Genomic DNA, 10850 nt, shown 5'->3' with positions numbered 1-10850 from the left:
GATCAGACGCGACGAAACGCCAGCGTGCCGTTGGTGCCGCCGAAGCCGAACGAGTTGGAGATCGCCACGTCGACCTTCGCCTCACGTGCGGTATGCGGCACGAAATCCAGGTCGCAGCCCTCACCTGGCTCGTCGAGGTTGATCGTCGGCGGCAACACCTGGTCGCGCAATGCCAGGATGCTGAAGATCGCCTCGACGCCACCAGCAGCACCCAGCAGGTGCCCGGTGGTCGACTTGGTCGAACTCATCGCCAGCTTGTACGCGTGGTCGCCGAACACCTTTTTCGCCGCCATCACTTCACCGAGGTCGCCTAGCGGCGTGGAGGTGCCGTGCGCATTGATGTATTGCACGTCCGTCGGATTGAGCCCGGCATCGTCCAGTGCGGTCTGGATGCAGCGCGCCGCACCTTCGCCACCCTCGCTGGGTGCCGTCATGTGGAACGCATCGCCGCTCATGCCGAAACCAACCAGTTCGGCGTAGATGCGCGCGCCGCGTGCCTTGGCGTGTTCGTACTCTTCCAGCATCAGCACGCCGGCACCGTCGGACAGCACGAAACCGTCGCGATCCTTGTCCCACGGACGGCTGGCCTTGGTCGGCTCGTCGTTGCGGGTGGACATCGCCTTGGCCGAACAGAAGCCGGCCATCGCGGTACCGGTGGTGGCGAACTCGGCGCCACCGGCGATCATCGCGTCGGCATCGCCGTACTGGATCATCCGCGCGGCCAGGCCGATGTTGTGGGCGCCGGTGGTGCACGCCGTCACGCACGCGATATTCGGCCCTTTCAGACCGAACATGATGGAGAGCTGGCCCGAGGCCATGTTGATGATCGAACTGGGCACGTAGAACGGCGAGACCCGGCGCGGGCCTTTCGCGGCCAGTTCCAGCGTGGTCGCCTCGATCGTGTAAAGACCGCCGATGCCGGCGCCAACGGCCACGCCGATGCGCGGCGCGTTTGCCTCGGTGATTTCCAGCCCGGAATCACGCAAGGCCTGGGTGCCCGCCGCCACGCCATAGTGGATGAACGGGTCCATCTTCTTGACGTCTTTCAGCGGCATCCACTGCGCCGGATCGAAGCCGCTGACCTGGCCGGCGATGCGCGTGGAATAAGCGGAGGTATCGAAATGGGTGACCGGGCCGATCCCGCTGACGCCCTTGAGAACACGCTCCCAGGCGCTGGCGATGTCGTTGCCGACCGGCGAGATGATGCCCATGCCGGTCACTACCACACGTCGCTTGCTCATGCTGATGTTCCTTACGTGAATACGTGGATCTGCCGACGCCGGCAGCCGTCCTGCGCAGATCGCGCGGACGTTGCCCTGTCGTGCCTGGCGGGCATCCTGCGCACCATACGGGGTCGGACGTTACAAAATGCAGAAACGAAAACTGCGCCAAGAAGGCGCAGCGTTCGGTATCACCGCACTGACCGACTGGTTCGCACCATGCTGGCCAGTCTGGCGAACGGCGATCAATTCCGTGGAATCAATCCTTGGAGTGGGCCTTGATGTAGTCAACGGCCTGCTGCACGGTGGTGATCTTCTCGGCGTCTTCGTCGGGAATCTCGGTCTCGAACTCTTCCTCGAGCGCCATCACCAGTTCCACCGTGTCCAGCGAATCTGCGCCCAGATCGTCCACGAACGAAGCGTTCGCCGTGACTTCATCTTCCTTCACGCCCAACTGCTCGATGACGATTTTCTTTACGCGCTCTTCGATGGTGCTCATGTTGCCCATACCTCTCAAGGAGTAATTGATTTGTCTGTGCCGGCGTGATGCCTGCAAAAGGCCGGCGCATTGTAGTGGCTAAACCGCGAGGCCGCCACGATCCGCCGCAAATACCAGGATGCCAGCCGTGTGGACCGGCGGGAAAACGCAATTGTCGCCTAAAACGCGTCCGCTGGCGACAACCGGCTTACGGCATGTACATCCCGCCGTTGACGTGCAGCGTTTCGCCGGTGATATAAGCCGCCGCTGGCGAGGCGAGAAAGCCCACCGCCTTGGCAATGTCGCCGACTTCGCCAAGGCGTCCCAGCGCGATCTGGCCCAGTAGCGACTGTTTCGATTCCTCCGGCAGTGCGCGCGTCATGTCGGTATCGATGAAACCCGGCGCCACCACGTTGACGGTGATGCCGCGGGTGCCGATCTCGCGTGCCAGCGATTTCGAAAACGCGATGATGCCCGCCTTGGCCGCTGCGTAATTGGCCTGGCCCGGATTGCCAGTGAGCCCGATCACCGAGGCGATCGAGATGATGCGGCCCTTGCGCGCCTTCATCATGCCGCGCATCACCGCCTTGGAGGTGCGGTAGACCGAGCTGAGATTGGTGTTCAGGATGACGTTCCAGTCGTCCTCGCGCATGCGCATCAACAACTGGTCACGGGTGATGCCGGCATTGTTGACCAGGATCGAAACCGCGCCGAATTCCTTGCCGATGCCGTCGACCAGACCATCGACCGCCGCCGTGTCTGTCACGTCCAGCACGCGGCCATGACCGCCGTGTGCCGCCAGCCGATCGCCGATCGCGGTGGCACCGCTCTCGCTGGTGGCGGTGCCGATCACGGTAGCGCCCATCGCGGCCAGCTCGTCGGCAATCGCCGCACCGATGCCGCGGCTGGCGCCGGTGACCAACGCGATTTCACCTTGCAGTGGGTTGCTCATTTGAATCGTTCCTTGGGGAGTCGGGAATGGGGAGGTCGCACTCACGCCCATTCGGCGAGTGCGATGTCGAGTTCGGTCGGCGCGCCGATCGCGCGTGTCTCGACCGTTTTATCGATGCGCTTGATCAGGCCGCTCAGCACCTTGCCCGGGCCACACTCGGCGACGCGCGAGGCACCGCCGGCAACGAGCGCCTGCACGCATTCGGTCCAGCGCACAGGCAGATACAACTGGCGTTGCAGCGCGCCGCGAATCTGCTCGACCGTGTCGTAACTGCGCGCCTCGGCGTTCTGGATGACCCGGATCGACGGCGAATGCCAGTCGATCGACGCCATGCGTTCGCCCAGCCTGTCGGCAGCGTCACGCATGAGTGCGCAATGCGAAGGCACCGACACCGCCAGCTTGATCGCCTTCTTCACACCCAGCTCGGCCAGCTTCGCCAACGCGCGATCGACCGCCTCGGCATTGCCGGCGATCACCAGCTGTCCCGGCGAATTGAAGTTGGCCGGCGCCACTACTTGTCCCTGCGCGACTTCTTCACATACCGCCGCGATCTGCGCATCGTCGCCACCAAGGATGGCCGCCATCGCGCCGACACCCGTCGGCACCGCCGCCTGCATCAATCGACCGCGCTCGGCGACCAGGGCTGCGGCATCGTGCAGCGACAGTGCACCGGCACAGACCAGCGCGCTGTACTCGCCCAGGCTGTGGCCGGACAGTTGCGCCGGTTGCGCGCCGCCAAGCTGCTGCCACACGCGCCACACCGCCACGCTGGCCGCCAGCAATGCTGGCTGGGTGTTCTCGGTGCGATTGAGCTTCTCTTCCGGTCCTTGGGCGCTCAAGTTCCACAGATCGAGTCCGGCACCTTGCGAGGCCTCCTCGAAAGTCGCCTGCACTTCGGGATACGTTGCAGCCAGTTCGGCCAGCATGCCGACCGACTGCGAACCCTGGCCGGGGAAAACGAACGCTAGCGAAGCGGAAGGTGAACTCATGTATGCATGGATCCCGTCGACGAAAGCCGCCATGGTGCCAGCATCGACGCCCATACGCAGCTGTATTCGGATTCGCCGGCGAGAAAACACGATGCCGCCCGAAGGCGGCATCGTGGGAAAATCTCCATCGAGTCGGCTCAGTAACGCAGCAGTGCCGACGCCCAGGTAAAGCCACCACCAAACGCTTCCAGCAGCAGGTTCTGACCGCGCTGCACCTTGCCCGAGCGCACGGCATAGTCGAGTGCCAGCGGCACCGAACCTGACGAGGTGTTGGCGTGCTTGTCGACCGTCACGATGACGCGCTCCATCGACATGTTCAGACGCTTGGCAGTCGCCTCGATGATGCGCAGGTTGGCTTGATGCGGAATCAACCAGTCGATCTGCGACTCGTCCATGCCGGCCGCCTGCAGGGTCTCGCCAACCAGCGAATCCAGCGTCTTCACCGCGACCTTGAACACTTCGCGGCCAGCCATCTTGATACGCACACCGTGATTCGGCTCGTCCTTGAAACCGACCGACACGCCAACCGGGTTGTACAGAAGATGTTTGTAACCGCCGTCGGCATGCAGGCAAGTAGCGTAAATACCCGGCTCGCTGGAAGCCTCCAGCACCACCGCGCCGGCGCCGTCGCCAAACAGCACGCAACTCTCTCGCTCGGTCCAGTCGACCATCCGGGTCAGTGTTTCGGCACCGATCACCAACACCTTCTTCGACTGCCCGCTGCGGATGAACTTGTCCGCAATACCCAGCGCGTAGACAAAGCCCGAGCACGCCGCGTTGACGTCGAACGCCGCACAGCCGTTTGCGCCGAGGCGATGCTGCACCAGGCAGGCGGTGGACGGAAATATGATGTCCGGCGTCGTTGTGCCGAGGATGATCAGGTCGAGCTCGGATGCCTTGACACCGGCAGCCTCCAGGGCTCGCTGCGCGGCGAGAAACGCCAGGTCGCCGGTGGTCTCGCCGTCGGCGACGATGTGACGCTGGCGAATGCCGGTGCGGGTGCGGATCCATTCGTCGCTGGTATCGACGATCTTTTCCAGATCGGCGTTGGTAACCACGCGTTCGGGCAGTGCGCTGCCGGTGGCGATAATGCGGGCGTAGATCTGGGCCATTCAGCTATCCATCAAGGGAAACAGCGGATCGAATACCGTAACGTTACGTTTCAGCATCCCTTAATGCAAAACGGCGCGTCGCCGCGCCGTCTCGCATGATCGTCCGGGAACCCGAAGGTTCCGCGAAATCGATCAATCCTCGACCGACACCGCACCCTTGGTTTCGATCACTTTCTTGCCGCGGTAGTAGCCGTCCTTGGTGACGTGGTGGCGCAGATGCACTTCACCACTGGTCGGGTCGGTGGACAGCTGCACGGTCTTCAGCGCATCGTGCGAACGACGCATGCCGCGGGTGGACGGGGTACGGCGGCTCTTGGCAACTGCCATGATAGTTCTCCAACGGAAACTTGATGATCTGGAATCGGCATGACCCAGGTTCGGATGAACCGGGTCGGTGGTTACTTCTTCAGTTCGCGCAATACCGCGAACGGATTTTCGGAGCGCCCCTCGCCGGCGAAATCCTCTTCCGGGTCGTGGCCTGTTACTTCGTCGGGCAGGCTGCTGTCCGGATTGACCGGAATCAGCGGAAGCGCCAACAACAATTCATCTTCAATCACATCCGCCGGCTTCAATCGGCCATCCTCGGCCACCAGCAACGGTTCGCAATCAGACGGCAGGCCAGCCTCGTCGCGCTCCAGTTTGATCAGGCCGAGCCGCGTATCCACGACGACCGGCAGTACAAATGGCTCCAGCGTCCGCTGACAGATCAGCGTCAGCGATGCCTTTGCGCGAACATCGACATAGCTGATGCCCAAGCTGTCACGCCCGAAATCCAGCTCGAATTGCAGCTCGCCATCGGTACTGGCCAGTACCTCGCACAGGCGTGGCATGGTCGCGATGGGTAGCGTTCCCTCGAACGAACGCCGCGCCGAGACCATGCGCCAAGCGTCCACGGACTCTGGCAGTGTCACGGACATAATCGCGAAATGTTAGGTGCGAAGCCGCCTGAAGTCAACATGGATGGCGCAGGGCTGGCCCCAGCGGTCAACGGTATGGGCGTATTTTGCCTGATCCGCCCGCAATGCGGCAGACTGAATCTTCCCGCCATCTGAGCCGCTGCCTTTGAATTCCTATTTGACGCTCGGTGCCGCCGTGTTGCTGGTGCTGCTGATTGCCCTGGTCGGAGGCGCCCTGTTGCTGCGGAGGCGCCAGAACCTGCGCGGCAACAGCCTCAAAACCCTGCTGGACCTGGCCGACCGGCTGGAAGCGGATCTCAAGACCTGCCGCTCCGGCCTGCAACAGGCGCATGCGGTGATGTCGCTCAATCCCGACCTTCCCGCCGCCAGCGAACAGGACGCGCAACATGCCATCGACGCCGGATTGCGTGCCCTGCTGCAGCAGCGCCTGTGGATCCGCGACCGCTCGCCGCTGGCCAGTCAACACGAGCTGGACGAGGCGGTCGGCTCGATGCGCGCCACCCGCGATCGCCTGCAACCGCTGCTGCAGGCGCTCAATCAGGCGCAGATCGACCTGAACAGCGCCATGCGCGAACACATCCGGCGTGAATCGGACACATGACGCCGAAGCCACCCCGCATCGTGCTGGGCTCGACCTCGCGCTACCGCGCCGAGCTGTTACGCCGGCTGCTGACGGATTTCACGCCATCCGCTCCCGGCACCGATGAAACCTCGCTGGCGGGCGAAATCCCGGCGGCACGCGCGCTGCGGCTGGCCGTGGCCAAGGCCGCGGCAGCCGCGACGGGAATCCACGATGCGCTGGTGATCGGTTCCGACCAGGTCGCCGAACTCGATGGCCAACTGCTCGACAAGCCCGGCACCGCCGATCGCGCCCGCGCCCAGCTCACGGCCAGCTCCGGTCGTGAGGTGCACTTTCACACGGCGCTGTGTCTCCTGGATACGCGTGACGGTCGCCAGCGCACCCATGTCGATCACACCTGCGTGCGCTTTCGCGAACTGGGCGCCGCGGAAATCGATCGCTATATCGAACGCGAACAACCATGGGACTGTGCCGGCAGTTTCAAGTGCGAGGGTCTCGGCATCAGCCTGTTCGAATCGATCGACAATCGCGACCCCACGGCGCTGATCGGCTTGCCGCTTATCGCGTTGTCGCGGCTGTTGCGCGAGGCCGGTTTCACATTGCCATAGCCCCCTCGAGCAGCAAAGGTCGACCGCATCGAAACTCGGCATTCCGGCATGAACGTACAGCGCCGGCCCGCCGCTACACTGCATCTTCCAGCTCCATCACCGCCAGCGAAGAACAGGCATCCATGTCCGCCATCACCCAGCCCGACGATGAACTGCTGCAGCAACGACTGAACGCCGCGATGGCCCAGGTCAACCGCGTATTGCTGGGTAAACCGCGCCAGGTGAAGCTCGCCTTCACTTGCCTGATCGCCGGCGGACACCTGCTGCTGGAAGACGTGCCCGGCGTGGGCAAGACCACGCTGGCGCATGCACTGGCGGCGACTTTCGCGCTGGAATTCCAGCGCGTGCAGTTCACTAGCGACCTGCTGCCTTCGGACATCATCGGGGTCAGCGTCTACGAACGCGAAACCGGCCTGTTTCGCTTCCATCCCGGCCCCATCTTTACCGGCCTGCTGCTGGCCGACGAGATCAACCGCGCCAGCCCGAAAACGCAGAGCGCGCTGCTGGAAGCGATGGCCGAGGATCAAGTCACCGTGGACGGCCAGACCCATGCCCTGGCGCAGCCGTTCTTCGTGGTCGCCACACAGAATCCGCTGGACCTCAACGGGACCTTTCCATTGCCCGACTCGCAGCTCGACCGTTTCATGTTGAGACTGTCGCTGGATTATCCGGACGCCACCGCGGAACGCGCCCTGCTCATCGGCGCCGACCGCCGCGACCTGCTGGCGCAACTCACGCCGCAACTCGATGGTGCTGCCCTGCTGGCGCTGCAACGACAGGCGCAGGCCGTCACCGTCAGCGCAAGCCTGCTCGACTATCTGCAGGCCCTGCTCGCCGCCAGCCGCCGCCATGCCGATATCCGCGTGGGCCTGTCGCCACGTGCCGGCCTGGCCCTGCTCGGTGCGGCGCGTGCATGGGCACAGCTCAGTGGACGCGGCCATGTGTTGCCCGAAGACGTGCAGGCGCTGTTCGTGCCGCTGGCCGCGCATCGCCTGTTGCCCGCGCGCGGCGCCAATGGCGACACGCTGGCGCGGCAACTGCTGGCCGAGGTCGCGGTGGATTGATGCGCGGCATCTTTCAGCGCGTTCAGCGATGGGCCGAGCGCCGGCTGCCCGCACTCACCCGCTACCGTCGCCCGGAGAGTCTGCCGATCGAGCTGCATCGGCGGCGCATCTATATCGTGCCCAGCGGTTTCGGCCTCGGCTTCTCCATCCTGTTGCTGGTGATGCTGATCGGGGCGTTGAACTACGCCAACAACGCCGCGCTGCTGCTCACCTGTCTGCTCGGCGCCGCCAGCGCCGCAAGCATGCTGGTGGCATTTCGCGCTCTCGACGGCCTGCGCCTGGAGCATATCCGTGCCGGTCACGCCGTCGCCGGCCAGCCGATCGAGCTGATCCTGGCATTCGGGTCCCGCCGTCCACGCGATGCGATCCGCGTCGACCTCGGTGACAACACCATGGCCTTCGCGCTTGACGGTCGGACCGCTGCCCTGGTGAAGCTGACGTTGCCCACCGATCAACGCGGCTGGCAGCCGCTGCCGCGCCTGCGTGTATGGAGCAGCTGGCCGCTGGGTCTGTTCCGCGCGTGGAGCTGGTTGCACCCCGATCAGCAGATCCTGGTCTGGCCGCGACCGGAAGCGGCCGGACCGCAGCCGCACGCACCGGCCAACGATGCCCGCCACATGCGCCTGCATCGGGGCGATGAGCTAGCTGCGCTGCGCGACTACCGCGCCGGCGACCCGCAACGGCACATCGCCTGGAAAGCCAGCGCACGCCATGCCAGCCTGCTGGTGAAGGATTTCGAACAACCGCAGACCCAGCCCCAGTGGCAGCTGGACTGGCGCCAGCTGGGCGGGCTGGGCAGTGAGGCGCGTATCGCCCGGTTGGCCCGCTGGTTGAACGAGGCACAGGCCCGGCGCTGCCAGTACAGCCTGTGGTTGCCCGGTGACGAGATCGCCAGCAGCAGCGGTCCGCTGCACTACGCACGCTGCATGAGCGCGCTGGCGCAGTTGCCGTGATGCCATCGCGACCCAGGAAAGCAGCCGCGCAGCCGATCGGCATCCGCGCGTTCGATCTGCTCAGCCTGACCATGGCGTTGGTGCTGGGGCTGCATTCACCGCATCTGCCGTGGTGGCTCAGCCTTGCACTGGCGCTGACGCTCGGCTGGCGCTGGTGGCAACGTCATCGACACGATGGCCGCGTCCCGCGCTGGCTCAAGCTGCCACTGCTGGCGTTGCTGACGCTGGCGGTCATCGTCCAGTACGGCAGCATCTTCGGTCGCGAGCCCGGTGCCACGCTGGCGGTCGGCCTGCTCGTGCTCAAGTTGCTGGAAACCGAAACCGTCCGCGATGCCCGCGTCGGCATCAGCTTCGCCTGTTTTGCGTTGATGGTTGCGCTGCTGTTCGACCAGGGATTGATCGCCACCGTGGTGGTCGCCCTGGGCCTGTTACCGGCGCTGGCCACCCTGCGCGCGCTCGAACCCGCACAGTCGCCCCGCAGCCTGCCGCGCACGCTGTTGCCGGGCCTGGCCCTGTCGGCAGCGGCCTTGCCACTGGCGTTGCTGGCGTTTTTGCTGGTGCCGCGACTCAGTTCGCCATTATGGGGCGCTCCCTCGCCGAACTCGGCACGCACCGGCCTCAGCGACAGCATGTCGCCCGGTGGCTTCACCGAGCTGCTCACCGACGATCACCCGGCCATGCGGGTCAGTTTTGACGGCGCGCCACCACCGCCAGACCAGCGGTATTTCCGCGCCTTCGTCATGGGCAACTACGACGGGATCAGCTGGCGCTATCGCGACGCCGCGAATCTGCCCCCGGTGACGCTGGAAGTGTCCCACTCCGCGAGATACCAGATCAGCCTGGTGGCCACGCATCGGTACGTGTTGCCGACGCTGGACGTACCCATCGACACACCGCCCGGTGCCAGCATGCGCCGCGATCGTGTCGTGGTGGCCGACAAGCCGGTCAACGATCCGCTGACGTACAGCTTGAGCTCTGCCACGCGATATCGGCTGGAACCCGAACTGGGCGAACATCCTCGACGCTGGTTGCTGCTGCCCGTCGGCTTCAATCCAAAAGCGCTGGCGCTGGGCCGGGAATGGCGCCAACGCTTCGGCGCCAACGATGCCGCGATCGTGCAGGCCGCGTTGAACCTGTTTCACGATGGCGGCTTCCGCTACACGTTGGCGCCAGCACCGCTGGGGCGCAACGCCATGGATGACTTCCTGTTCGATACGCGTGAAGGATTCTGCGAACACTACTCATCGGCATTCACCGTATTGATGCGTGCCGCCGGCATCCCGGCGCGGGTGGTCACCGGCTACCAGGGCGGATATTGGAACAAGCTTGGCAACTACCTTCTGGTGCGCAACTCCGATGCCCACGCGTGGAGCGAGGTGTGGCTGGCCGGGCGGGGCTGGGTGCGGATGGACCCCACCGGCGCGGTTCGCCCGGAACGGGTTTCGCTGGGCGCCGCCGCGGCCGCCGGCGAGCAGTTGGCCTGGTATCGCAATGACTGGCTGCAAAACCTGAGCAATCACTGGGACATCGTCAACCGCTGGTGGGACAAAGGCGTTATCGGGTTTGATGCATTGCGCCAGCATGGTTTGCTTACCCCGTTCGGGATTCGCGATACCGACACGGCGACCCTGGGCATACTGCTGGCGCTGAGCAGCGTGTTGTTTATCGCCATCGGGCTGGCGTGGGCTCTGCGGCGGCGATCACGCGACCCCTTGCGTGGTGCGCTGGCCGAGCTGGAACGGAAGCTGGCGCGCAAGGGCGTTGTCCGCCGCCCTGCCGAAGGACCGCAGCACTACCTGAGCCGTGCCGCCCGGGCATTACCCGGTCAACGCAAAGAACTTGCGACCTTGACGAACAGTTACCTGGAACTACGCTATGCCCACGATGAACCTCCGACTGAACCATTGCGCGCATTTCAGCTTGCAGTACGGGATTTTCGGATCGCCAACGTGGTCAAATAAGAGTCGACGCCACGGC

Annotated in this window: 12 protein-coding genes; 5 read left to right on the top strand and 7 right to left on the bottom strand. The window is 64.6% G+C overall.

Annotated features, from left to right (window positions below):
- Positions 1–2 precede the first annotated feature (2 nt).
- The 7 genes from fabF to ACPPVV_RS07330 all read right to left on the bottom strand — a co-directional run bounded on the left by fabF (position 3) and on the right by ACPPVV_RS07330 (position 5668).
- Positions 3–1241: a beta-ketoacyl-ACP synthase II gene (fabF, locus tag ACPPVV_RS07360; protein WP_426702804.1), complete on the bottom strand. Its 1239-nt coding sequence runs from the start codon at positions 1239–1241 to the stop codon at positions 3–5.
- A 238-nt stretch (positions 1242–1479) separates the two neighbouring features.
- Complete coding sequence (gene acpP / locus ACPPVV_RS07355) at positions 1480–1719, bottom strand: acyl carrier protein (RefSeq protein WP_007805185.1); 240 nt, start codon at positions 1717–1719, stop codon at positions 1480–1482.
- A gap of 187 nt (positions 1720–1906) precedes the next feature.
- Positions 1907–2650, bottom strand: coding sequence for a 3-oxoacyl-ACP reductase FabG (gene fabG / locus ACPPVV_RS07350; protein ID WP_426702803.1), 744 nt, complete (start codon positions 2648–2650; stop codon positions 1907–1909).
- 41 nt (positions 2651–2691) lie between these two features.
- Positions 2692–3639 carry an ACP S-malonyltransferase gene (fabD, locus tag ACPPVV_RS07345; RefSeq protein WP_426702802.1) on the bottom strand — a complete coding sequence of 316 codons (948 nt, stop codon included), beginning with the start codon at positions 3637–3639 and terminating at the stop codon, positions 2692–2694.
- A 137-nt stretch (positions 3640–3776) separates the two neighbouring features.
- The gene (locus ACPPVV_RS07340) at positions 3777–4751 is read right to left on the bottom strand and encodes a beta-ketoacyl-ACP synthase III (RefSeq protein WP_426702801.1); all 975 of its coding nucleotides are present in this window, start codon (positions 4749–4751) and stop codon (positions 3777–3779) included.
- Between the two features lie 132 nt (positions 4752–4883).
- Positions 4884–5078 (bottom strand): 50S ribosomal protein L32, encoded by a 195-nt coding sequence (rpmF, locus tag ACPPVV_RS07335; RefSeq protein ID WP_077441856.1) that lies wholly within the window; start codon positions 5076–5078, stop codon positions 4884–4886.
- 71 nt (positions 5079–5149) lie between these two features.
- Positions 5150–5668, bottom strand: coding sequence for a YceD family protein (locus ACPPVV_RS07330; protein WP_426702800.1), 519 nt, complete (start codon positions 5666–5668; stop codon positions 5150–5152).
- A 145-nt stretch (positions 5669–5813) separates the two neighbouring features.
- On the opposite strand from ACPPVV_RS07330, the gene ACPPVV_RS07325 reads away from it, so the two are divergent.
- The 5 genes from ACPPVV_RS07325 (at position 5814) to ACPPVV_RS07305 (ending at position 10834) form a co-directional block, all read left to right on the top strand.
- Positions 5814–6269, top strand: a complete 456-nt coding sequence (locus tag ACPPVV_RS07325; protein WP_426702799.1) for a hypothetical protein — start codon at positions 5814–5816, stop codon at positions 6267–6269.
- Positions 6266–6856: a Maf family protein gene (locus tag ACPPVV_RS07320; protein WP_426702798.1), complete on the top strand. Its 591-nt coding sequence runs from the start codon at positions 6266–6268 to the stop codon at positions 6854–6856. The genes ACPPVV_RS07325 and ACPPVV_RS07320 overlap by 4 nt, the downstream gene beginning before the upstream one ends.
- A 122-nt stretch (positions 6857–6978) precedes the next feature.
- Entirely contained in the window at positions 6979–7920 is a 942-nt protein-coding gene (locus tag ACPPVV_RS07315; RefSeq protein ID WP_426702797.1) for an AAA family ATPase, read from the top strand.
- The gene (locus tag ACPPVV_RS07310) at positions 7920–8873 is read left to right on the top strand and encodes a DUF58 domain-containing protein (RefSeq protein ID WP_426702796.1); all 954 of its coding nucleotides are present in this window, start codon (positions 7920–7922) and stop codon (positions 8871–8873) included. The genes ACPPVV_RS07315 and ACPPVV_RS07310 overlap by 1 nt, the downstream gene beginning before the upstream one ends.
- Positions 8873–10834 carry a transglutaminase TgpA family protein gene (locus tag ACPPVV_RS07305; protein WP_426702795.1) on the top strand — a complete coding sequence of 654 codons (1962 nt, stop codon included), beginning with the start codon at positions 8873–8875 and terminating at the stop codon, positions 10832–10834. Before ACPPVV_RS07310 ends, ACPPVV_RS07305 begins: the two co-directional genes overlap by 1 nt.
- Positions 10835–10850: the final 16 nt, after the last annotated feature.

This window comes from Rhodanobacter sp. Col0626, assembly GCF_049994385.1.
Taxonomy (GTDB): domain Bacteria; phylum Pseudomonadota; class Gammaproteobacteria; order Xanthomonadales; family Rhodanobacteraceae; genus Rhodanobacter.
The sequence above is the reverse complement of the archived record's forward strand: the minus strand, read 5'-3'. Positions and strand labels throughout refer to the sequence as shown.

Excerpts from the sequence above, each read along its gene's own strand:
- ACPPVV_RS07340 (WP_426702801.1), bottom strand. The coding sequence starts at position 4,751 with ATGGCCCAGATCTACGCCCGCATTATCGCCACCGGCAGCGCACTGCCC.
- fabG (WP_426702803.1), bottom strand. The coding sequence starts at position 2,650 with ATGAGCAACCCACTGCAAGGTGAAATCGCGTTGGTCACCGGCGCCAGC.
- fabD (WP_426702802.1), bottom strand. The coding sequence starts at position 3,639 with ATGAGTTCACCTTCCGCTTCGCTAGCGTTCGTTTTCCCCGGCCAGGGT.
- rpmF (WP_077441856.1), bottom strand. The coding sequence starts at position 5,078 with ATGGCAGTTGCCAAGAGCCGCCGTACCCCGTCCACCCGCGGCATGCGT.
- fabF (WP_426702804.1), bottom strand. The coding sequence starts at position 1,241 with ATGAGCAAGCGACGTGTGGTAGTGACCGGCATGGGCATCATCTCGCCG.
- ACPPVV_RS07310 (WP_426702796.1), top strand. The coding sequence starts at position 7,920 with ATGCGCGGCATCTTTCAGCGCGTTCAGCGATGGGCCGAGCGCCGGCTG.
- ACPPVV_RS07330 (WP_426702800.1), bottom strand. The coding sequence starts at position 5,668 with ATGTCCGTGACACTGCCAGAGTCCGTGGACGCTTGGCGCATGGTCTCG.
- ACPPVV_RS07315 (WP_426702797.1), top strand. The coding sequence starts at position 6,979 with ATGTCCGCCATCACCCAGCCCGACGATGAACTGCTGCAGCAACGACTG.
- ACPPVV_RS07320 (WP_426702798.1), top strand. The coding sequence starts at position 6,266 with ATGACGCCGAAGCCACCCCGCATCGTGCTGGGCTCGACCTCGCGCTAC.
- ACPPVV_RS07305 (WP_426702795.1), top strand. The coding sequence starts at position 8,873 with ATGCCATCGCGACCCAGGAAAGCAGCCGCGCAGCCGATCGGCATCCGC.
- acpP (WP_007805185.1), bottom strand. The coding sequence starts at position 1,719 with ATGAGCACCATCGAAGAGCGCGTAAAGAAAATCGTCATCGAGCAGTTG.